The 21,238-nt window shown below is 64.8% G+C and carries 24 protein-coding genes, 1 tRNA gene and 1 pseudogene; 18 read left to right on the top strand and 8 right to left on the bottom strand.

Going from position 1 to position 21,238, the window contains the following annotated elements:
* Window positions 1-90 precede the first annotated feature (90 nt).
* The 7 genes from fabD to mltG all read left to right on the top strand — a co-directional run bounded on the left by fabD (window position 91) and on the right by mltG (window position 5,712).
* Window positions 91-1,026 (top strand): ACP S-malonyltransferase, encoded by a 936-nt coding sequence (gene fabD / locus HNP60_RS10250; RefSeq protein ID WP_184153305.1) that lies wholly within the window; start codon window positions 91-93, stop codon window positions 1,024-1,026.
* 14 nt (window positions 1,027-1,040) lie between these two features.
* Window positions 1,041-1,646, top strand: coding sequence for a class I SAM-dependent methyltransferase (locus HNP60_RS10245; protein ID WP_184153303.1), 606 nt, complete (start codon window positions 1,041-1,043; stop codon window positions 1,644-1,646).
* Window positions 1,647-1,648: 2 nt separating this feature from the next.
* Window positions 1,649-2,389 carry a 3-oxoacyl-[acyl-carrier-protein] reductase gene (gene fabG, locus HNP60_RS10240; protein ID WP_184153300.1) on the top strand — a complete coding sequence of 247 codons (741 nt, stop codon included), beginning with the start codon at window positions 1,649-1,651 and terminating at the stop codon, window positions 2,387-2,389.
* Between the two features lie 351 nt (window positions 2,390-2,740).
* A complete protein-coding gene (locus tag HNP60_RS10235; RefSeq protein WP_184153297.1) occupies window positions 2,741-2,998 on the top strand; it encodes a hypothetical protein in 258 nt (85 codons plus the stop codon).
* Between the two features lie 96 nt (window positions 2,999-3,094).
* On the top strand, window positions 3,095-3,328 hold the full coding sequence (locus tag HNP60_RS10230; protein WP_014076445.1) for an acyl carrier protein: 234 nt from the start codon (window positions 3,095-3,097) through the stop codon (window positions 3,326-3,328).
* Between the two features lie 149 nt (window positions 3,329-3,477).
* Entirely contained in the window at window positions 3,478-4,737 is a 1,260-nt protein-coding gene (fabF, locus tag HNP60_RS10225) for a beta-ketoacyl-ACP synthase II (RefSeq protein ID WP_184153294.1), read from the top strand.
* 3 nt (window positions 4,738-4,740) lie between these two features.
* Window positions 4,741-5,712 (top strand): endolytic transglycosylase MltG, encoded by a 972-nt coding sequence (mltG, locus tag HNP60_RS10220; protein ID WP_184153291.1) that lies wholly within the window; start codon window positions 4,741-4,743, stop codon window positions 5,710-5,712.
* Between the two features lie 42 nt (window positions 5,713-5,754).
* Here mltG and HNP60_RS10215 read toward each other — a convergent pair whose 3' ends face one another.
* Window positions 5,755-6,183: a sugar transporter gene (locus HNP60_RS10215; protein ID WP_184153288.1), complete on the bottom strand. Its 429-nt coding sequence runs from the start codon at window positions 6,181-6,183 to the stop codon at window positions 5,755-5,757.
* Window positions 6,184-6,215: 32 nt separating this feature from the next.
* On the opposite strand from HNP60_RS10215, the gene HNP60_RS10210 reads away from it, so the two are divergent.
* The gene (locus HNP60_RS10210; RefSeq protein ID WP_184153285.1) at window positions 6,216-6,794 is read left to right on the top strand and encodes a 2'-5' RNA ligase family protein; all 579 of its coding nucleotides are present in this window, start codon (window positions 6,216-6,218) and stop codon (window positions 6,792-6,794) included.
* A gap of 45 nt (window positions 6,795-6,839) precedes the next feature.
* Here the strand turns inward: HNP60_RS10210 and HNP60_RS10205 are convergent, their stop codons facing one another.
* On the bottom strand, window positions 6,840-8,078 hold the full coding sequence (locus HNP60_RS10205) for an NAD(P)/FAD-dependent oxidoreductase (RefSeq protein ID WP_184153282.1): 1,239 nt from the start codon (window positions 8,076-8,078) through the stop codon (window positions 6,840-6,842).
* A gap of 141 nt (window positions 8,079-8,219) precedes the next feature.
* On the opposite strand from HNP60_RS10205, the gene HNP60_RS10200 reads away from it, so the two are divergent.
* The 4 genes and pseudogenes from HNP60_RS10200 to HNP60_RS20305 all read left to right on the top strand — a co-directional run.
* Window positions 8,220-8,296: transfer RNA gene (locus HNP60_RS10200), tRNA-Met, on the top strand.
* A gap of 188 nt (window positions 8,297-8,484) precedes the next feature.
* On the top strand, window positions 8,485-8,787 hold the full coding sequence (locus HNP60_RS20310; protein ID WP_420825246.1) for a phage integrase central domain-containing protein: 303 nt from the start codon (window positions 8,485-8,487) through the stop codon (window positions 8,785-8,787).
* Between the two features lie 909 nt (window positions 8,788-9,696).
* A complete protein-coding gene (locus HNP60_RS10195; protein WP_184153279.1) occupies window positions 9,697-10,995 on the top strand; it encodes a class I SAM-dependent methyltransferase in 1,299 nt (432 codons plus the stop codon).
* A gap of 364 nt (window positions 10,996-11,359) precedes the next feature.
* A pseudogene (locus HNP60_RS20305) lies at window positions 11,360-11,496 on the top strand (IS3 family transposase); the annotation flags it as partial.
* 226 nt (window positions 11,497-11,722) lie between these two features.
* Here the strand turns inward: HNP60_RS20305 and HNP60_RS10185 are convergent.
* Window positions 11,723-12,295, bottom strand: a complete 573-nt coding sequence (locus HNP60_RS10185) for an adenine phosphoribosyltransferase (protein WP_184153272.1) — start codon at window positions 12,293-12,295, stop codon at window positions 11,723-11,725.
* Between the two features lie 549 nt (window positions 12,296-12,844).
* Here HNP60_RS10185 and HNP60_RS10180 point away from each other — a divergent pair.
* Window positions 12,845-13,171 (top strand): hypothetical protein, encoded by a 327-nt coding sequence (locus HNP60_RS10180; RefSeq protein ID WP_184153269.1) that lies wholly within the window; start codon window positions 12,845-12,847, stop codon window positions 13,169-13,171.
* Window positions 13,172-13,289: 118 nt separating this feature from the next.
* Here the strand turns inward: HNP60_RS10180 and rplL are convergent, their stop codons facing one another.
* The 5 genes from rplL to rplK form a co-directional block, all read right to left on the bottom strand.
* Window positions 13,290-13,673: a 50S ribosomal protein L7/L12 gene (rplL, locus tag HNP60_RS10175; RefSeq protein WP_014076431.1), complete on the bottom strand. Its 384-nt coding sequence runs from the start codon at window positions 13,671-13,673 to the stop codon at window positions 13,290-13,292.
* A gap of 78 nt (window positions 13,674-13,751) precedes the next feature.
* A complete protein-coding gene (gene rplJ, locus HNP60_RS10170) occupies window positions 13,752-14,267 on the bottom strand; it encodes a 50S ribosomal protein L10 (RefSeq protein WP_014076430.1) in 516 nt (171 codons plus the stop codon).
* Between the two features lie 401 nt (window positions 14,268-14,668).
* On the bottom strand, window positions 14,669-15,205 hold the full coding sequence (locus tag HNP60_RS10165; protein ID WP_184153266.1) for a retropepsin-like aspartic protease family protein: 537 nt from the start codon (window positions 15,203-15,205) through the stop codon (window positions 14,669-14,671).
* A 554-nt stretch (window positions 15,206-15,759) separates the two neighbouring features.
* Entirely contained in the window at window positions 15,760-16,458 is a 699-nt protein-coding gene (gene rplA / locus HNP60_RS10160; protein ID WP_014076428.1) for a 50S ribosomal protein L1, read from the bottom strand.
* Between the two features lie 4 nt (window positions 16,459-16,462).
* Window positions 16,463-16,894: a 50S ribosomal protein L11 gene (rplK, locus tag HNP60_RS10155; RefSeq protein ID WP_184048641.1), complete on the bottom strand. Its 432-nt coding sequence runs from the start codon at window positions 16,892-16,894 to the stop codon at window positions 16,463-16,465.
* Window positions 16,895-17,194: 300 nt separating this feature from the next.
* On the opposite strand from rplK, the gene HNP60_RS10150 reads away from it, so the two are divergent.
* The 5 genes from HNP60_RS10150 to HNP60_RS10130 all read left to right on the top strand — a co-directional run bounded on the left by HNP60_RS10150 (window position 17,195) and on the right by HNP60_RS10130 (window position 21,227).
* A complete protein-coding gene (locus HNP60_RS10150; protein ID WP_184153263.1) occupies window positions 17,195-17,725 on the top strand; it encodes a MarR family winged helix-turn-helix transcriptional regulator in 531 nt (176 codons plus the stop codon).
* Window positions 17,718-18,404 carry a GNAT family N-acetyltransferase gene (locus HNP60_RS10145; RefSeq protein WP_184153260.1) on the top strand — a complete coding sequence of 229 codons (687 nt, stop codon included), beginning with the start codon at window positions 17,718-17,720 and terminating at the stop codon, window positions 18,402-18,404. The genes HNP60_RS10150 and HNP60_RS10145 overlap by 8 nt, the downstream gene beginning before the upstream one ends.
* A 141-nt stretch (window positions 18,405-18,545) precedes the next feature.
* The gene (locus HNP60_RS10140) at window positions 18,546-20,216 is read left to right on the top strand and encodes a DUF885 family protein (protein ID WP_184153257.1); all 1,671 of its coding nucleotides are present in this window, start codon (window positions 18,546-18,548) and stop codon (window positions 20,214-20,216) included.
* An 8-nt stretch (window positions 20,217-20,224) separates the two neighbouring features.
* Window positions 20,225-20,884, top strand: a complete 660-nt coding sequence (locus HNP60_RS10135) for an MOSC domain-containing protein (RefSeq protein ID WP_184153254.1) — start codon at window positions 20,225-20,227, stop codon at window positions 20,882-20,884.
* A gap of 7 nt (window positions 20,885-20,891) precedes the next feature.
* On the top strand, window positions 20,892-21,227 hold the full coding sequence (locus HNP60_RS10130) for an HNH endonuclease (RefSeq protein WP_260394835.1): 336 nt from the start codon (window positions 20,892-20,894) through the stop codon (window positions 21,225-21,227).
* Window positions 21,228-21,238: the final 11 nt, after the last annotated feature.

Raw genomic sequence — 21,238 nt, 5'->3', positions numbered from 1 at the left:
TCCGGGCGGCGGTGGCCCGCAACGGGTCTTGCTAGGGACGCCCCCCGCGACTAGGGCGCAGAGCTTTAGAACAAGCGGGGAATTCAGGCCGTGCGTGCATTCATCTTTCCGGGGCAGGGCAGTCAGGCAGTCGGCATGGGCAGTGCCCTCGCGGCGGCCTCGCCGGTTGCGCGGCAGGTCTTCGAGGAAGTGGACGAGGCGCTGGGCCAGCATCTCTTCCGGCTGATGACGGAAGGCCCGGAAGGCGAGCTGACGCTCACCGAGAATGCCCAGCCCGCGATCATGGCCAATGCGCTGGCGACGCTGCGCGTGCTCGAAGTCGAGGGCGGCATTGCCCTTGCGGAGAAGGCCGAGGCCGTGGCCGGACACAGCCTTGGCGAGTACAGCGCGCTGTGCGCCGTGGGCGCCTTCGACCTGGCGACGACGGCGCGGCTGCTCAAGACGCGCGGACAGGCCATGCAGGCGGCCGTGCCGGTGGGCGAAGGCGCGATGGCGGCGCTGCTCGGCGCCGACATCGACAAGGCCGAGGCCCTGGCGGCCGCCGCGGCCGAAGGCGAGGTCTGCACCGTCGCCAACGACAATGACCCGGGGCAAGTCGTCATTTCCGGGCACCGGGGCGCGATCGAGCGCGCGATCGCCATGGTGAAGGACCATGGCATCAAGCGCGGCGTGCTGCTGCCGGTCTCCGCGCCGTTCCATTGCCCGCTGATGCAGCCTGCCGCCGACGCGATGGCGCGGGCGCTGGAAGCCACGCAATCCCCGGGCGCCTTCCTGCCGGTCTACGCCAATGTGACGGCCGCGCCGGTGACCGATGCCGCGACGATCCGCCAGCTGCTGGTCGAGCAGGTGACGGGCCGGGTCCGCTGGCGCGAGAGCATCGCCGCCATGTGGGCGGCGGGCATCACCGAATTCGTGGAGTTGGGCGGCAAGGTGCTCACGCCCATGGTCAAGCGCATCGCGCCCGAGGCGGACGCGACCAGCGTGGTGACGATGGACGATATCGAGGCGCTGGTCGGCCGAATCTGAGAAAGGAACGCGGCATGCAATCCTGGGACGAGCGCTTCGGGCAGGCCGACCTGGCCTATGGCGACGGGCCGAACGACTTTCTGGCCGAACAGGTCGGCGCCCTGACGCCCGGCAATTGCCTGTGCATCGCCGAAGGGCAGGGGCGCAACGCGGTGTGGCTGGCGAGCCAGGGCTTCGCGGTGACGGCGATGGACCAGTCCCCCGTGGGCATGGCGCGCGCCCGCGCCCTCGCCGCGCGGCAGGGCGTGGCGCTGGCCACGGAAACCGGCGATCTGTCCACATGGGACCTGGGTGAGGCGCGCTGGGACAATATCGTCTCGATCTTCGGCCATCTGCCCGCGGCGCTGCGCCGCGACGTCCATGCCCGCGTGGTGAAGGCGCTGAAGCCGGGCGGCACGTTCCTGCTCGAAGCCTATACGCCCGAGCAGATCGACATGCCGGGCAGGGGCGGGCCGGACGTGAAGGAGATGCTGGCCGATCTCGCCACGCTCCGGGAAGAACTGGTCGGGCTGGACTTCGTGCTGGCCCGGGAAATCCATCGCGAGGTCAATGAAGGCCTTTATCATCATGGGCTGAGCGCCGTCGTCCAGATCGTGGCGCGCAAGCCGGCGGGAGAATGACGATGTTCGATCTGACGGGAATGACGGCGCTGGTGACCGGCGCGAGCGGGGGCATCGGCTCGGAAATCGCGCGGGGGCTGGCGGCGCAAGGCGCGCGGCTCGCGCTCTCGGGCAGCAATATCGCCAAGCTGGAGGCCTTTGCCGCCGAGCTGGGCGGGGACCATGTCTGCGTGCCCTGCGACCTGGGCGACAGCGCCGCCGTGGAAGCGCTCGTGCCCGCCGCCATCGAGGCGCTGGGCGGCAAACTCGACATCCTCGTCAACAATGCCGGCGTGACGCGCGACAATCTCGTCATGCGCATGAAGGACGATGAATGGGAGACCGTGCAGCGGATCAACCTGGAAGCGGCCTTCCGCCTCATCCGCGCCGCTGCCCGCCCGATGATGAAGGCGCGCTTCGGCCGCGTCATCTCCGTGACCAGCGTGGTGGGCGTCACCGGCAATCCGGGGCAGGCGAACTATGCCGCCTCCAAGGCCGGACTCATCGGCATGAGCAAGAGCCTGGCGCAGGAGCTGGCGAGCCGGGGCATCACCGTGAACTGCGTGGCGCCCGGCTTCATCCGCTCGGCGATGACCGACGCCCTGAACGACGCGCAGAAAGGCGCGATCCTCGCGCGCATCCCGGCCGGGGCGCTGGGCGAAGGCGCGGACATTGCTGCCGCGGTGGTCTATCTTGCGAGTCGCGAGGCAGGCTATGTGACGGGCCAGACGCTGCACGTGAATGGCGGCATGGCGATGATCTGACGCAGGCGCGGTCCGGCTGGCGGATCGCGATGCGCGCGAGTGGGGGAAGCGCGATGACGAGACATGGACTGGTCGCCGGCCTGTGCGGCGCCTTGCTGCTGGCCATCGGGCAGCCGGCGCGGGCGGCCGACAACCTCGCTTGCGCCACCGCCCTGATCGATGAACCGCTGAGCGCCGCTGTCTTCGCGACCTATCGCCGGGAAGGCGACATGGGCGCGGCGCTGATCGAGCGGGCGGGAGAAGGCTTCTTCGATTGCGCCGAATCCGGCGGCTGGTCGGATGCCGCCACGGAAAGCGCGCTGCGCGTGATGTTCGGCGAGATATTGACGCGCGGGCTGGCGGCCCGAGTTCGTGCCGCTCGGGGTGGACGTGGAGACGCTGCGCGCGTCCACCGAGGCCTTCCTCGCGCAGCTCGCGCCCGAGGCCCGGCGCGGAGTCGCCAATGGCGAAGTGAGCGACGACAGCGGCGAAGCGCTGGTCTACCAGCTGCTCAACGACAAGGCGGTGCGCGAGGACCAGCTGAGCGGCGACATTCCCCGCATGATCGGCGAATATGCCGCCGCGCGGGCCAATGCCGTCGTTTTCACTGCCGACTTCGGGACGCAATGAGGAACTGTCGGGAGGTTGCTAGCCTCTTGTCACGTCCTGCCCTTCGCACTAGGGCATCTTTCGATATAGAGATCAAACCATAGTAAAGGACCACTCATGAGTGAGACCGCGGATCGCGTGAAGAAGATCGTCGTCGAGCATCTCGGCGTCGAGGCGGACAAGGTGACCGAGGACGCGAGCTTCATCGACGATCTCGGCGCGGACAGCCTGGACATCGTCGAGCTCGTCATGGCTTTCGAGGAAGAATTCGGCGTCGAGATCCCCGACGATGCGGCCGAGAAGATCGCCACCGTCAAGGATGCGATCGATTTCATCGAAGGCAAGCAGTAAGCGCCTCGGCGCTGCGCCCGCGTCATGCGCGGGCGGCCTGAAGATTTGGACGGCTCTCCGGTCGCGGGCTCGCTCGCCAGAGGAGGGCCGTCTTCATTTATCGGCCGCGAGGCGCGGGAGCGGCCGGCTCATCGAAACGGGAGAGTGATATGCGTCGTGTCGTCGTAACCGGGCTGGGCATGGTCTCGCCATTGGGCGGGGACGTGGAAACAAGCTGGGACAACATCATCGCCGCGCGATCGGGCGCGGCAACGATCACGCGCTTCGACGCGACCGACTTCCACACCAATTACGCCTGCGAAGTGAAGCCTGCCGACCACGAATATGGCTTCGATGCCAACAAGCGCGTGGATCACAAGGTCCAGCGGCAGGTCGATCCCTTCATCGTCTTCGGCATCGATGCCGCCAGCCAGGCGCTGGAAGATGCCGGCCTTACCGACATGAGCGAGGAGGAGCGCCTGCGGGCCGGCTGCTCCATCGGATCGGGCATCGGCGGCCTGCCGGGCATCGAGAGCGAGTCGCTGGTGCTGGAGCACAAGGGCCCCAAGCGCGTGTCGCCGCACTTCGTGCACGGGCGCCTCATCAACCTGATCTCCGGCCAGGTCGGCATCAAATATGGCCTGATGGGACCGAATCACGCGGTCGTCACGGCCTGCGCGACCGGCGTCCACTCGATCGGCGACGCCGCGCGGATGATCGCGATGGACGATGCCGACGTGATGCTGGCCGGCGGCGCCGAAAGCGCGATCTGCCCGATCGGCATTGCCGGATTCGGGCAGGCACGCGCGCTTTCCACCGGCTTCCGAGACGATCCGACGCGCGGCAGCCGCCCCTATGACAAGGACCGCGACGGCTTCGTCATGGGCGAGGGCGCGGGCGTGGTCGTGCTTGAGGAATATGAGCGGGCCAAGGCACGCGGCGCGAAAATCTATGGCGAGATTTTGGGCTATGGCCTTTCGGGCGACGCCTATCACGTCACGGCGCCGCATCCCGAAGGCGCGGGCGCCTATCGCTCGATGGAAATGGCGATCCGCAAGTCCGGCCTCTCGCTGGCCGACATCGACTATGTGAATGCCCATGGCACCTCCACTCCGCTCGGCGACGAGCTGGAGCTGGGCGCGGTGCGCCGGCTGTTCGGCAGCGCGATCGAGAGCATGTCGATGTCCTCCACCAAATCCGCGATCGGCCATCTTCTGGGCGGCGCGGGCGCGGTGGAAACAATCTTCTGCCTGCTCGCCATGCGCGACCAGATCGTGCCGCCGACGCTCAACCTGGACAATCCGAGCGACAGCTGCGCGGGCGTGGACCTCGTCCCGCACGTGGCCAAGCAGCGCAAGGTGCGCGCCGTGCTCAACAACAGCTTCGGCTTCGGCGGGACCAATGCCAGCCTGGTGCTGAAGGCGATCTGAGTCATGCGGCGGATCGGCTGTCTCGTCTTTGTCCTGGCAGCCCTGATCCTGGCCGCGCTCGCTTTCAATTTCGTGCATGGCTGGACCAGCGAGGGTCCGCTCGAGAAGGATGCCGTGGTCGTGGTGCCGGAAGGCGCCACGCTGCGCTCCATGGCGACCCGGCTGGAGGAGCAGGGCGTCATTGCCTCGGCGGACAGCTTCCTCCTGCGCGCGCGGGTTCTCGGCGCGGCCGGCGTCATCAAGGCCGGCGAATATGAGGTGCCGCGCGGCGCCAGCAACGCGCTGGTGCTGGAGATCCTGCAGAGCGGCAAGACGATCAACTATCTCGTGACGATCCCGGAAGGCATGCCGTCCATCCTGGTGCATGAGCGGCTCATGGCCAATGAGGAGCTGACCGGCGACATTCCCGTGCCCGAGGAAGGCTCGGTGATGCCGGACAGCTATGCCTACCAGAAAGGCGAATCGCGCGGCGCGGTGCTTGCCCGGATGCAGGATGCCATGACCCGGTTTCTCGAAGAGAAGTGGAAGACGCGCGCGCCCGATATCGTGGTGAGGACGCCCGCTGAAGCCATCACGCTTGCCAGCATCGTCGAGAAGGAAACCTCGATTCCCGCCGAGCGGCCGCTCGTCGCCGGAGTCTACGAGAACCGGCTGCGCACGGGCATGATGCTCCAGGCCGATCCCACGATCATCTATCCCATCACGCGCGGCAAGCCGCTGGGCCGGCGCATCCGCCGCTCCGAGATCGATGCCGTCAACGACTATAATACCTATGCGATGACCGGCCTGCCCAAGGGCCCCATCGCCAACCCGAGCCGCAGCTCCATCGAGGCCGTGCTCAACCCGGCGAAGACCAAGGCGCTTTATTTCGTCGCTGACGGCAAGGGCGGCCACATCTTCGCGGACACGCTGGAGCAGCACAACGACAATGTCCGCAAATGGTTCGAGCTGCGCCGCCAGCGGGGCGAGATGTAGGCTGGCCGGGGCCGGCCATGCATTCACCCCGCGGCGCAATCCTCAGCGCAGCGCGCCCCGGCGGCGAAGCCAGCGGGCATAAATCCACTGCGCGATGGCGAGCAGGACGATGATCGCCGGAAAGATGGCCGAGGACGGCCCTTTCAGCGCCAGCAGGTCCGTGCCCAGGAAGGCGTAGCCGAACTGCACCAGCACGGCGGCGACGCACAGCAGCGAGAGCAGCACGGCCAGCCGGGAGCGCATCAGTAGCGCGATCGCGCCGAGCGTGCCGGCCGCGACGGCGACCAGATAAGCGGCCCAGGCCCATGCCGGCATGGTGGCCCAGATCTGCGCCTGCACCGGATCCGTCGCGGCGAGCGCGTCGAGATCCATGGTCGACTGCATGACGAAAGCCGCGCAGCCCAGCAGGTTCCAGAGCAGGAAGAGAATGGCCGGCCAGATGGGCGCGCGGCCTTGCGAAACTTTTTCCATGGCATCCCCCCATAGATCGTTATCATGGCAGCATGCCCGATCTGCCCGGAAATGCAATCGCGCGCGCTGACGGCAGCGTGGGGACGGCGGGGCGCCCCGGCGCGCCGGCGCCGATCATCGTCTCGGCGGAGCTCGAAGGGGAAGCCCAGGCCTGGGCGGAAGGGCTCCGCCGCCGCTTCTATCTGCCCGAGCGCAACAAGGTGCCGGCGCATGTCACCTTGTTCCGGCACTTGCCGCCCTCGCTGGAGAACGAGCTGCGCCGGCTGCTTGCCGAATTCGCCGCCGAGCCGCCGCCACGCGCCCGGATCGGCACGCCTTACGCGCTCGACGGGGGCGTGGCGATCGTGCTGGAAAGTCCGGACCTGCTCGACCTGCACGCGCATCTGCGCGCGCGCTTCGACCATCATCTGACGCCGCAGGACGATCATCCGCCGCGCCTGCACATCACCATCCAGAACAAGGTGGCGCCGGATGTCGCGCGCGCGACGCTTGCACTGCTCAGGCAGACGGTGCGTCCGCGCCCGGTGCGGATCGCGGCGCTGGCCTGCTGGCATTATCGGGATGGGCGATGGGATCTCATCGCTCGCTACGCCTTCCGGGGGCGGGGCTGAGTCGATGGGGCAGGGGCTTGGGCGAGTGCTTCATGCCCGGCAGCCTCATCCCTGCGCGGCGGCCAGTTCCTTGAGGGGAGTGTCGGCATCGGCGAGCCGATCGCGGTCCACCCGTGTGCCATCGACCACCAGCGCGCGGCCCTGCACATAATCCTTCGTGCGGTTCACGCAGTCTAGCGCGACGACATGGCCCTGGCGCAGATAGACCACCGAGAAGCTGCGCGTCGCCGGATCGCCCCGCACGACCCGATCGTCATGGGCGACGGAAAGCCCGACCGTCTGCAGCCGCAGATCATACTGGTTCGACCAGAACCACGGCACGGCATCATAAGGCGCGGGCGTGCCGATGATGTGCTGGACGGCAGTGCGGGCCTGATCATTGGCATTCTGCACCGATTCCACGCGCACGCGCCGCCCCTCGGCGAAGCGGTTCTCATGCGCGGCGCAATCCCCGATCGCATAGACGTCCGGCAGGGAGGTGAGGCAATATTCGTCGACATCCACGCCATTGCCGCCGCTGGCCCCGGCCAGGAGCAGCGGTCCTGTTTCCGGCACGATGCCGATCCCCACGATGACCGCATCGGTGGGAATGATGGTGCCATCCGCCAGGCGCACGCCGGTGGCCCGGTCCTGCTCGTCCGCCTCGATCGCCTCGACGCCGCAGGCGAGGCGCACGTCCACGCCATGCGCGCGATGCTCATCCTCGAAGAAAGCCGAGAGTTCCGGCCCCGCCACGCGGGCCAGCACCCGGTCCAGCGCCTCGATCAGCGTGACCTTCTTGCCCAGCTTGCTGAGCACGGCCGCCGCCTCCAGGCCGATATAGCCGCCGCCGACGATCGCGAAGCGCTCCGCCTGCGGCAGCACGGCCATCACCGCATCCACATCGGCGCGGGTGCGCACGGTGAACAGCCCTTTCGCGGTGCCGCCGGGGCAGGACAATCGCCGGGCCACGCCGCCGCCCGCCCAGATGAGCTTGCCATAAGTGAATTCCGCGCCGCTGGCGGTCGTCAGGCTGTGCTCGGCCGGCTGCAGCGCCTTGACCCGCTCGCCCAGGAACAGCTCGATGCCCTGATCCCCCCAGAAATTGCGCGGACGCAGCAGGATGCGATCGAAGACCTTCTCGCCCGCCAGATAATCCTTGGAGAGCGGCGGGCGCTCATAGGGATATTCGGTTTCGCCGCTGATCAGCCCTACCGTCCCCTCGAACTTGAGCTGGCGCAGCAGGATGGCCGCCTGCGCTCCGGCGTGTCCGCCACCGACGATAAGGCAATCAAAATGCGGCATCCACCATCCCCTGCAGCCTGCGACGAGCGCCGCACTTGCCAGAGAAACACGGGCCAATCAATGTTGGGGACAGCCCATTGACCGTGCGGATCGGGCTGCGTATAGCGCCTCGACCAATCGCCAAGGCGGTTCCCGAAACGGGGCGGAGTAGCTCAGCCGGTTAGAGCAGCGGAATCATAATCCGCGTGTCGGGGGTTCGAGTCCCTCCTCCGCTACCATTCCTTGATGCGGAAGCTTCCACCAGCTTTCAGATTTTAGCTAATCGAAAGAAAAGCAGAGTTTCGCGGTATCGAAATGAGCGAGGTGCCATATCGTTTTGAGAGAGAGTCACGACTTTGGATTGGGTGCCGCATCCGCCGTTCCTTGGCGGGAACTGGTTACTCGCTGCAGACCTGCGAAAGGCGGTGTGCGCCGGTGTCGATCTGAGCTCGAGGAAGGGAAGGGGTCGCAAGTCGGTCCCGACCTTCGAGAAAGTTACGCGGGACTGCTGCGAGACGATGAGGGTGGCTGGAAGGATCAGCGACATGCGTCCTGGATATTCAGCTTCGAGCGGCATGTGTTCCCGCACATTGGCAGCAAGACAGTTGCGGAGGTCGATAGCGCGGCGGTTCTGACTGTGCTAGAGTCTGGCTCAGGATCTCCGATATTGCGAAACGCGTGTTGCAGCGTATCGGCACGGTTCTCGACTTCGCGCACATCAAGGGGCTAGTGCCGGAGGAGGTCTTGCTGCGATCGGTGATGCGAAGGTCTGCTGCGCCAGAACCACCGGGTTACTCACCGAGCCGCCATGCCGCAGGGAGACGCGCCTGCCTTGCTGAGGGCGCTTACAGCTTCCATCGATCTTAAGGGGACGCACTCCGACTCACCGTTCTGACCGCCGTTCGCTCGAATGAGACGCGACAAGCGACCTTGAGCGAGTTCGGCCTCGACAAGGCGATATGGTCGATACCGGCCCCGCGGACGAAGATGGAAGAACCGCACGTGGTTCCGCTGACTCCCGCCGCCCTCAAACTGCAGCGATCGATACAGCGGCATCACCTTGAGCTTCACGGAACCGTTAATCAGACGGCCTTTTGTTCAGCGCCTTGCTAGGCAAGGCTATCAGCGACATGACCATGCTGAAGGTGATGCGGGACATGAAGATCAACGACGCAACAGTTCACGGGTTTCGTAACACCCTCACCGACTGGATGGCTGGGTGTATCAGTGCCCAAGGAGGTTGCGGACAAAGCGTAGGCGCACCGCGTTCCCGCCGCGGTCGAAGCTGCATCCCGGCGGACCGATTTCTTCGATCGTCGTCGCATGTAATGAACGAGGGTGCTGTCCGTGGTCGCCATCTCGGCCTCCTGCTCCTTCAAGATCGCGATGATGTGCTCTTCGCTGAACCTGCTGCGCTTTATCTTCGTCCGACCCCTTCACCCGCGGACTCCACTCAAAATCAGCCACATTTCAGGGGGGGGCGTCATGATATATCTCTGAAAAACAACGGGTTTGCAGGTGAGGGACGTTGATACCCACTGCGAGCGCAACTGTCCCAATGGCGTTGATGACGGAAGGCGATAGTTGATAGTGATACGCGTTCGAACTAGTCAGCCTAATGCCAAGGGAGAGTCGTTGAATGACCGCCTATTTCGAGATTGAGGATGTTAGCTGGATCGCATCCGAAGCCCGTCGAATCTGGGCTAACGACCCCGGCGAGCACAACCGTCTGTATCATCTCATGGGTCAGCAGCCTGAGCCGGAGCTGCGACTTCCCCCGTGGCTCGATCTCTCGATGGATCCCTATGGGCCCGATTATCACAATGAGATACTGAAGCTTTGGCAGGCTGTGTTCGACCGCGGCAGTGGAACTGCCGGTGCGCATTACGACATCGGAGAGCATGAACAGGATGCGGCGTATAACGAATGCCCCATCCGATTTCCGGGTTATTTTGCGCGACGTGATCCCGGCGCGGTCCAGCATGCGGGCTATGAGTTGGCGATGCTGGGTGATATATTCCTTCATTCGGGTCTGAGCAGCGGCAAGCATGCGCTGGAATATGGATCGGGCCCGGGTAACGTCGCCATTAATTTGGCCCGTATGGGTGTTTCGGTTGATACTGTAGATATTTCAACTACTTATTGTGATCACATTGCGCGTAATGCAGAATTTTACGGAACGGCTCTGACACCGTTCAACCTTCCCTTCGGCGCCAATCCGCGGGGAGAGGATTTTCGCTATGATTGCATCATTTTCCACGCAGCTTTTCATCACAGCCTGGATCATGCGGCGCTGATTGGCAGCATCGCGCGGCAGCTCAAGGATGACTGCGTTATCCTGCTTTCGAACGAACCGATCTACGACGATTTCTACTGCCCCTGGGGGCTGCGTCTCGATCCGGAGTGCATTTCGGTGATCGCGGGACGGGGATGGATGGAGTTGGGTTTCCGCTTCGACTATCTACGCAACCAGTTCTGTCGGCACGGGCTGCACCTCTACCGGATCAGGCAAACCTTCTCAGGAATACCGCTCTATGCGGCTAGGAAGGTCGCTGGCCATATTTCCTTTGCCCTAGGCGATTATCCGGCTGATATGCTTAACGGAGTTCATGGACCGGAACCGATCGGCACCTGGACGACGGGGAGCGCGAGCATCCCGATCGCGCCCGTTGCGGGCGCCAACAAGGTGGTTGTCCAGCTCGCCAATTTCCTGCCGTTCGAGCAGGAAGTCACCTGCCTGTTCGGCGAGGACCGCACTTCTATGTCCCTGCCAAGCGGCGGGGAGGCAACGATCGAGCTTTTGCTCAATCCGTCGCAGCCTCCCTTCGTGATCGACCTCATACTGCAGTCTTCGGTTGTCAGGCCAAGTGAACGCGTAGCCGGCAGCACCGACGATCGCGAATTGGGCATTCTCCTTAGATCCCTGACTTACAGTTGATCCAGGACAGAGAGCATGCCCATGGCTAAAGAAGCAGGCCCCACGCCTACCGGGCTACGCCTGCCGCCGGTACTATGAAAACAGGCGGCTCCGTTAAGCTATCCGGGTTGTTGAGCACGTGGCCATTCTGGTCATCAGATTGGCCTGCTGCCGGTTGGCGGACAGCGAGATAAGGTGTTTTCATCTCTCGGTAGAGCAGAAATGGAGAGGAGGAAGTTCAGCCGCGAGTTCAAGCTTGAGGTGGTAAGATTGGTCCGTGATCGGGGATTGCTGTTGAGCCGGCTGCGCTTCATTCCGTCCGACTCCTTCACGTAGGACCCTACTCAAATCGGCCACATTTCAGCGGTGCACGTCAGAGCGGAAGAAGCCGGAGCAGTCGAAAATAGAGCGGCTGCGCCGTGAAGTGGCCAAGCTGAAAGCCGAAAGAGACATCCTAAAGGAAGCCCTCGCATACTTCGCGAGGAACTCGATATGAGGGTCACCTTCATATCGAAACACCGAACGTCCCACACATCCATCCCGCCGGCCCGATCCATCGGTGCTTTGCACTGCACCGGCAGACACGATATTGACTTTGCCGATTCCCGTCGTTGCCAGAACGATGTCGTGCCCATGGGCGCTGATCCTGCGGACGGCGGGCCAGGTGTCCGACAGGGCTGTGCCAGCGCCCGGCAGAACGGCATCGGCTTCTTCGGGCAGCGCGGCGAGCAGAATGATGCGCATCGAATCAATGCCCTTCGAACGTCACGAGCGAGGCAGGTGTCACGCCCTCAGCGCGGAGGCGTTGGCCGCCGCCGAGTTCGGGAAGGTCGACAACGAAAAGGGCCTGCTCGACGATGGCGCCCTGGCCGCGCAGCAGCGCGACGGCAGCGAGCGCGGTACCGCCGGTGGCGAGGAGGTCATCCACAAGAATGATCCGCTGGCCCGGCTTCACGGCGCCCAGATGCATCTCGATCCGGTCGGATCCATATTCGAGGGCGTAGTCGATTCCTACGGCCGGGCCGGGCAACTTGCCTTGCTTGCGGAGCATCAGCTTGCCCTTGCCCAACGCGTAGGAGAGACCGGCCGCCACGATGAAGCCGCGCGCTTCGATCCCGGCGATCAGGTCGATGTCCGCCGGATCGAGGGATGAGGCCAGCCGATCGATGGTTTCGCGGAAGGCATGACCATCCAGCAGCAATGTCGAGACGTCGCGGAACATGATGCCGGCGATGGGATAATCAGGAACTGTCCTGATTAGGGCTTTCAGGTCATCGTTGCGAGGGGGAAGACCCTCGCCCAATCTCAAGGCATCGCTCATCGTCGGCTCCGTCAGGTGAAGGTGGCTTGGCGTCTATGCCGGCCGATGGCCATGATCGCCAGCGATGGGGAAGGGCGCTAACTTTACATCCGCTGGTTATTGCGTTTATCGCTGGCTCACAACGGGTCGGCCAGGATAATGAGAGCATATACTCCGATTTTGCGGCTCGCGCCGCTGTTCTGCATACTCGCTACGTTTCCAGCCTTGGGACAAGTCGAAAATGCGTCCGACGCCATGCCAGCCGAGTTCATGCCTTCGGGTGCCGTTCAGTCCTCGGACATGGCACTCCGAGCGCGCGGCCCGTCCGGGCTGGAGATTCGGGCGCCCCGGCTTCTGGCCAGCGAACCACGGGCAGAGCGGCTGTCTCTGCTCGATTTTCCGGGAGCAGGCCGTGCCGGGGAAGGCGGGAGATCGGGGCTCGCGAACGTTGAAGAGCGAGGCCCCGAGCCGACGCATCATGCCGTTGGAAACCCCGATCCGCTGGATCGGATCAGCGCCCTCTCGGCCGTTACGCCGCCCCCGGCTGCTCCGCCCGAGCAAACGGGCCGCATGATGGATGGCTTCGACTCTGCCTCGGATTGGGCAGCAATCATCAGCGAGTATCTGCGGACCTTCTGGCGTCAGATCGGTCTGGTAGCGGCAATGGCGCTTGCGGCCGGCCTGTTGTTCTGGCGTCTGGGCGAGCGCAGTCGCGCGGATGATCCAGTGGTTGTCGCCGATGAGGTGCCGGTCGAGGCTCATCATCGCGATGGGGATGCCTATAGCGAACCGGTTCAGGAGACTGCCGTCGCGGTGCTGCAACCAGGCGCCGCCACCTTGATGGAGGCGGTCGAAGCGATGAAGCGGGCGGAACAAGCGCAACGCACCTCCGCCTGAGGTCTGCCACGACCATCGCCCGCGACTGTTGCCGGTGCTGGCAAAGAGAAAGGGCGCACCCGCGAGGATGCGCCCCAAGTCTTTCGGTGGGCGACCCTGAAGCCGCCCCCCTTTGAAATTACTTGATCTCGACGGTCGCGCCGGCCTCCTCGAGCTTCTTCTTGATTTCCTCGGCTTCCGCCTTGGCGATGCCTTCCTTGACAGCCTTCGGAGCCGACTCGACCAGCGCCTTGGCTTCGGTCAGGCCGAGCTGCGTGATGGCGCGGACTTCCTTGATGACGTTGATCTTCTTGCCACCGTCGTTGACGAGGATCACGTCGAACTCGGTCTTCTCTTCGGCAGCCGGGGCATCGCCACCAGCGGCGCCGCCAGCCGGTGCCGCGACGGCCACGGCAGCAGCAGCGGAGACGCCCCACTTCTCTTCGAGAGCCTTCGAAAGCTCGGCAGCCTCGAGAACGGTTAGGGCCGACAGCTGGTCGACGAGAGCGTTGATATCAGCCATTGTATTTCACTCCATTTTCTAGGCGGGCATTGGGCCCTAAGTCAGTTGATTGCAATTTCACGCGGGATGCCCGGAAGATCAGGCGGCATCCTTGGTGGCGTATGCGTTGAACACGCGCGCAAGCTGCGCGGCCGGCTCCTTGGTGACGACAGCGAGCTTGGTCGCCGGCGCCTGGATGAGGCCGATGAGCGTCGCACGCATCTGATCGAGCGAGGGCATGGAAGCCAGTGCCTTCACGCCTTCGGCGTTCAGCAAAGTGGTTCCCATGGCGCCGCCGACGATCTCCAGCTTGTCGTTCGTCTTCGCGAAATCGATCGCAGCCTTCGCGGCCGCGACCGGATCGGAAGACGTCGCCAGACCGACCGGACCGACGAGCATGTCGCTGAGCGCGGCATAGTCGGTGTCCTGGATGGCGATCTTGGCAAGCCGGTTCTTCGTCACCTTGTAGGTCGCGCCGACCTCGCGCATCTTCTGGCGGAGCTGGGTGGACTGAGCGACGCTCATGCCCAGATTGCGGGTCACGACGACCACGCCCATCTCCTTCAGAGATGCGTGAAGCGCGGAAACGACCTCGGTCTTTTCATTGCGATCCATGCCATTCTCCTCTGCGGCCTGCCGCTGGGACGAACCCCGCCGCGCGGCCGCGTTGCACTAAGCCAGACGCGACCGTTCACCGGCCGCGCGCGGCATGTTTGTCCGAGGGGAAGGGTTGACTGGACCCGCGCCAGGAGGGCGGGCAGACCCGGAAGGCAGCTGCACGCATGCAGGCCGCACTCCGGCGAGAACTTTTCCCCGTCTCGGCTGGATATTAAGATGGCCCTTGCCATCGCCAGCTGTCTCGGACGGTATGCCGGGACGAATCCCGGCAAGCGTCGCGCCGATAAGCGGAACGGCGCCGAAATGCAACATCTTTGACATGAGGTCCCGGGCAGCGGCCGGACTGAACACTGGCATGGCGCGGGCCGTGAACGACCGCGCGCCAATCCATAATCCATTCAGTGAATGGTCATGGAGTCGCCGCGCAGGGTGACAGTGCCGAGCTTCTCGAGCGCATTCTGGCCCATCAGCGAGACGGGAAGGCCACCTTCCACGACGGCCGCATTGATCTTCTCGATGCGCTTGCCGGCCATGTCGATCTGGTCGATACGCGCCCAGCGCATGTCCGAGGAGCCGCCGACGGTGCGCATGCTGCTCCGGCTCGTCAGGCTTTCGTAGGGAATGCCCAGCTTCGCTGCGTCCACCCGGTTGAGCACCACCACCGTGGCACCCGTGTCGACCACGAAACGGATCGAATGGCCGTTTGCCTTTCCCTCGACATAGAAGAGGCCATCCTTGTGCCGGCGGATGGTCTGGCTGGGCAGGGCAGGCGCGATCTCCGCACGCCCAGCCTCTTCGACAGCAGGCGTCACCGCGATATTCGCGACGGGACCTGCCGCCCGCACCCCGTTCCCGGCGGATGGGGCAGTCAGGGCCAGCATAGTGAAGCCTGCCAAAGCGAGGATGCTGCCGAGTTCGAGGTGAATTCTTGCCATGGCGGGAGGATGGGGCGTCCTTGCCCAACATGTGGTTTTGCGATCCGGTTAACGCGCCGTTTACTGATTTGCGGCCGAAACGCCCCTTGCGTTTCCAGGACCTCGGGGCCGGGCGGTCCAGCCCGGTGCTGCGCTCTGGAAGTTTACAAAGATGACGACCCGTCAGTGTCATCTTCCGCTTCCGTGACCGTTGCGGAAGGGGCGATGCGCCGCATGCCAGGGGCGGTCCCGGCAAGGCCGTGTGGCCTGACCGGAGGGCGAAAGTCATTCAGCAGGAAAGATGCGCGCATGGCCTTGTCTCCTTCGACGGGAAGAGGTCTCCGGCAGGGCTGCCATGGCGGAGGGGGTGTAGGACAGGGAAAAGCAAGGAAGACGGGATGCATATCAGAGAGGAGAGATTGCAAGACGTCAGTGCGCGTGAGGAAAAGGGATGCCGGGCGCGAACAGGCCTGGAAGGCGCTGATTGGCCTTGGCAAAGAAAACCCCGCCGCGATCGGGTCGCGACGGGGAATTTGTGAGTTGGTTCGGCGCCTGGAAGCGCCGGTGCCGGCAGATCAGGCGCTGGCGACTTCCGCCACGTCCACCTTCACGCCCGGCCCCATCGAGGACGAGAGCGCGATCTTGCGGACATATTTGCCCTTCGAGCCCGAGGGCTTCGCCTTCACGATCGCATCGACGAACGCGTCGAAGTTCTTGCGCAGGTCCTCGTTCGAGAAGCTGGCCTTGCCGAGACCGGCATGGATGATGCCAGCCTTCTCGACGCGGAACTCGATCTGGCCGCCCTTGGCCGCCTTGACGGCCTCGGCGACGTTCGGCGTGACGGTGCCGAGCTTCGGGTTTGGCATCAGGCCCTTGGGACCCAGCACCTTGCCGAGGCGGCCGACGAGACCCATCATGTCGGGCGTCGCGATCACGCGGTCGAAGTCGAAATTGCCGCCCTGGATGTGCTCGAGCAGATCCTCGGCGCCGACGATCTCTGCGCCGGCAGCCTTGGCCTGCTCCGCCTTGTCGGCGCGAGCGAACACGGCGACGCGGACTTCCTTGCCGGTGCCGGCCGGGAGCGTGACGACGCCGCGGACCATCTGGTCGGCGTGACGCGGATCGACGCCGAGGTTCATCGCGACCTCGACCGTCTCGTCGAACTTGGCGGTGGCGTGGGTCTTGATGAGCGCGATCGCTTCATCGACGCCGTGCAGCTTCTCGCTGTTCACGGCCGCTGCCAGAGCCTTTGCCTTCTTGCTGATCTTCGCCATGTGCTTAGCCCTCCACCACGGTCAGGCCCATCGCGCGGGCGCTGCCTTCGATGATCTTCGTCGCTGCCTCGATGTCATTCGCATTGAGGTCGGCCATCTTGGCCTCGGCGATCTCGGCGAGCTGAGCGCGCGTGATCTTGCCGGCAGAGACCTTGCCGGGCTCCTTCGAGCCGGACTTCAGGTTCACGGCCTGCTTGATGAGATAGGTTGCCGGCGGCTTCTTGGTGACGAAGGAGAAGCTGCGATCCGCATAGACGGTGATGATGGTCGGCAGGGGCGTGCCCTTCTGCTCCTTCTCCGTCGCAGCGTTGAACGCCTTGCAGAATTCCATGATGTTGACGCCGCGCTGACCCAGCGCAGGGCCGATCGGCGGCGAGGGATTGGCGGCTCCAGCGGGCACCTGGAGCTTGATGTAGCCCGTGATTTTCTTGGCCATGTGTCTCACTCTGTAGTGGATGCGCCGCGCAAGCGAGGCATGCATCCGGTTCAAGCTTAGCGGTCAAGCGGATGGCCCAAGGGCATTCCTCCCGCATGCTCCCTGTCACCAAGGACAGGAAGCGCGCGCCTATAGCGCCCCGGTGCGAGAAAGGAAAGGTCCATTGTGAGCGCTGATTGCGCTCGGGTTCACGCGCGCGTGTCGGGCCGCTGCAGCAGCCGGAAGCCACTCATGGTGCCTTCACCGGCACTTCCCAATGACGGACTTCCCTTGAAAGAATAGCGCGATATATAGCGGCGTATGGAAAATCTCGAAACCGGTGATAATGCGGGCGACCTGATCGCAGAGTTTGGACATCTGTGCCTTGGCAGCCGTCTCAAGCGGCTGGGCGAGCGCCTGCAGAGCGGTGTGGCATCGCAACTCGTGGCCCGGGGGCTCGCCGTGCAGCCGGGGCAATTGCCTTTGCTCTGGGCGTTGCGGGAGGAAGGACCGCTCCCCGTCGGAGCGCTGAGCGCGCGTCTGGGGATCAGCCAGCCGGGAGTCAGCCGGATCGTGGCCGCCCTGCAGAAGGATGGGCTCGTCATCGTTACCGGCGTCCGGCGTGACAAGCGACAGCGGCGCGTCGCGATCAGCCCGGCCGGGGATGCGCTGATGGCGGATCTATCCGCCAGCCTGTTTCCCGCCGTCCGGGATGCGGTTTCGGCGCTGTGCGACGCAGCGGGCCCCGATTTCCTCAACCAGATTGCGCGAATGGAGGAGGCATTGGCAGTGCGGTCACTCGACACACGGATCGCCGCGGCAGGCGCTGGCGGGGAGACGAGGCATGGCTGACTCGCCCCTCGACCGGCCGGTCTGGAATGCGCTCACGGGTCTTCAGGCACATCATGCCCGGCGCAACGATCATGCGGTGCGTTTCCTGCCCGATATCGGGCCTCTCGCGGCCATGCGCACATTCGATGAGGCCGGTCTTGCCGCCATCGCCGCGCTGGCCGCGCCCGGCGAACTGCTTGCCATGATCGAGCGCGATAGCGTGCCTCATCCGCCGGGTACGGTGCTGGAGCGCATGTCCGCTGCCGTGCAGATGGTGGCCCTCGATCCGCCCCCGCCGGTGGACGATCCCAGGATCATCGCGCTCGGCGAAGCGGATGCGACGGAGATGCGCGCGCTTGCCGAATTGACCCAGCCCGGCCCGTTCGCCGCGCGGACCCATGTGCTTGGACGATTCTGGGGCGTGCGGGAGGAGGGCGGACGGCTCATCGCCATGGCAGGCGAGCGCATGCGCCTGCAGGGACATGGCGAGGTCAGTGCCGTGTGTGTCCATCCCGACGCGCAGGGGCGGGGGCTCGGCATGCTCATGTCGCGCACGGCCATGGCCAGCCTCGCCGCACAGGGCCTGCGCCCATTTCTCCATTGCTACGCGGACAACGTAGCGGCCATCGCGACCTACCGGCGCTGCGGGCTTCAGGTTGCGCGGGAGATGGTCATCACCATGTTCCGCAAACCGGCCTGAAGGCCCGGGGGGGCTGCGACATGGGCGCCAGGCGTGAGTGGCGTGATCCGATGCCGGGACATGGCGTTGACCGGCTTGCGGCGCGGCGATAGCCTCGCGTCCGGCGATTTTCGTACGTCGCGGCGCGCCGGGAGGGTTCAGATGTTCCGATTGCTTCATTGCCTCGCCATCGTCTGCATGGCGATCTTCCCCTCGTCGCGCCTCGCTGCCCAACCCGCGTCGTCCGCGCAGCCGCTGGAGGCGGTGATCACCGAGGCACTGGCGGTCAGGGAAGGGGAGCCGGGGACGCCGGCCTTCGCCGCTGCCGCCGAGGCCTATCGCGGCGTGCTGGCCAAGGCCCGCGAGATCGATCGGGACCGGCTGGGGCTGGACGATCAGGTCGATCATGACCTGCTCATTGCGCATGTGCGCACGCGCCTCTTCGAGATGGAGACGCTGCGTCTTCATGAAGTGACTCCCGCCTTCGTCTTCGCGCTGGAGAAGACGAACCGGTTGTTCATTCGCCCCGGGGCGCTGTCCGACGGCGCGGTCAAGGAAGCGGCAAGCGAATTGCGGGCGCTGCCGGCGGTGCTGGCCCGTGCAAAGCAGAATCTGAAGAATCCCGCCCGGACATGGACGGAAAACGGCATCTATCAGGCCTATTATGCACGGCTCCTGCTGAAGGACTATGTTCCCACGGTGTCGACCGACGACCCGGCAGTGAAGCGTGACCTCATCGCCGCTACCGGCCCGGCGCTTGCGGCCGTCGATGACTTCGCCCGCTGGCTGAAGACGGACCTGCTGCCCCGCTCGACGCGCGCGCCGGCGTGGAAGCCCGAGGAAATCGAGTTCTACCAGTTCGTGCAGGAACAGCTGGACGACTACAGCGTCGAAGAAATGCTGAGGATCGCCGAAGGGGAGGAGCGGGTCCTCCTCACGGAAATGCGCGACCTAGCGCGCCAGATCCATCCGAGCGGCGACCTGCGCATGACGTGGGAAGCGATGAAGAACGAGGCGCCGCCATGGGATCATGTGGTGCCGATGGCGCAACGCTACGTGGACATGATGAGCGACTGGCTGCGCGGTCCCGGCGCGCACATCGTCACGATCCCCGACTATATCGATTATGGCGCGCGGCTGACCCCGCCCATGGGCAGGCGGATCCTATCCTTCGGCGGCGCCACCGGTGGACCGACCGTGGCGGGCCGGCAATCAGGATATTATGTGCTGACCCCGCTCGAAGACATCCTCACGCCAGAGGAACGGGCCAGCCGCATCAAGAGCTATAATCCCTACTGGACGCACGTGATCTCCTATCACGAATGGCTGGGCCACAATGTGCAGATCGCCTCGCGCAACCAGCATGTCACCCGGCCGATGCGGCGCGCTTATCGGAGCGCCTATTTCAGCCAGTCCTGGTCCTTCTATCTCGAGCGACTGATGGAGGAAGAAGGGTACTACAAGACGCTGCCCTATATGGAGGAGCTCAAGACACGAATGGCGCGGCGGCAGATGCGCATGTGGCGCGTCCAGCGCATTCTCACCAAGTTGCGCATGGCCCGGGGCGAAATGACGTTTGATCAGGCCGTGGCCGCTTATGTCGAGAAGATCGGCATGGAGCCGACCAATGCCTTCATCGAGGTGCAGCGGGATTCCCAGACACCGGCTTCCCCGGGGCGCGAGATCATCGGGGAGCTGGAAATCGTGAAGCAGCGCGAGGAATATAAGCGCCGCATGGGCGAGCATTATTCGATGAAGCATTTCCACGACACATTGCTCACTTATGGGGACCTGCCCTTCAAGCAGATCCGCATGCTGATGTTCCGGGAGTAGGAATTCCCATGGCCTTGCCATCCCTGTCTCTCGGCCTGGATGCCGTTCTCACCGGTCGACCGGCGCTGCTCGCGCCCGGCGTGACCAGCGCGATGGGGAAAGTGCCCGTGGCAGGTCCGGTGCGGATCGGCTGGCTGGGGCTGGAGGGCGACACCGTGGCCGATCCCGTCCATCATGGCGGGCATGACAAGGCGGTGCATCTGGTGCCGCAGGAACATTATGGCTGGTGGCGCGAGGCGATAGGGTCGCATGACCTGCTGACGCGCCCGGGAGCTTTCGGCGAAAATCTCGCGACGCGCGGCGCGACGGAAGTCGACCTCTGCCTTGGCGACCGCTTCGAACTGGGGACGTCCTTGCTGGAGATCAGCCACGGGCGCCAGCCATGCTCCAAGCTCAATCATCGCTTCGGCCGCAACGACGTGCTGGCAAAGGCCGTGGCGAGCGGCCGCTGCGGCCTCTATCTGCGCGTGCTGCGCGAGGGTGACGTGCAGGCCGGCGAGCCTATGACTCTCGTTGCACGGCCGCATCCGGACTGGCCTGTTGCGCGGATATTCGCCCTGCTCATCGGGGGAGGGCACAAGCGAGACCCTGCCGGCGTGGCTGCGCTGGCGCGCATGCCGGTGCTGGCGGAAGCCTGGCGGGGGCGGGCGGAGGCACTGGCCCGCTGATTGCGCCATGGCGAGAGGGAAGGAAAAGCGCGGTCCGCATGATCACAGGGCCGATGCCGGCCCCGTGGAAGCGGAAGTGCGGTGCTGGCTTTGTGGGAGATTGCTCGGCCGACGCATCGAATGGCATCACCCGGTCCCGAAAGTGAAGGGCGGGCGCCTGACCCGGCCCGTGCATCCGATCTGCCACCGAGCGATCCATGCCAATTTCAGCAATGGCGAGCTTCAACGCACCGGCGACGATGTCGCCGCCTTGCAGGCAGCTCCGGCGATGGCTTCATTTCTGCGCTGGATCGCTGACAAGCCATGCGATTTTCATGCGCCGACGCGCAGACGCCGGGTTTAGAGACCGGGCGG

The sequence above is a fragment of the Sphingobium lignivorans genome (assembly GCF_014203955.1).
Classification (GTDB): domain Bacteria; phylum Pseudomonadota; class Alphaproteobacteria; order Sphingomonadales; family Sphingomonadaceae; genus Sphingobium; species Sphingobium lignivorans.
The sequence above is the reverse complement of the archived record's forward strand: the minus strand, read 5'-3'. Positions and strand labels throughout refer to the sequence as shown.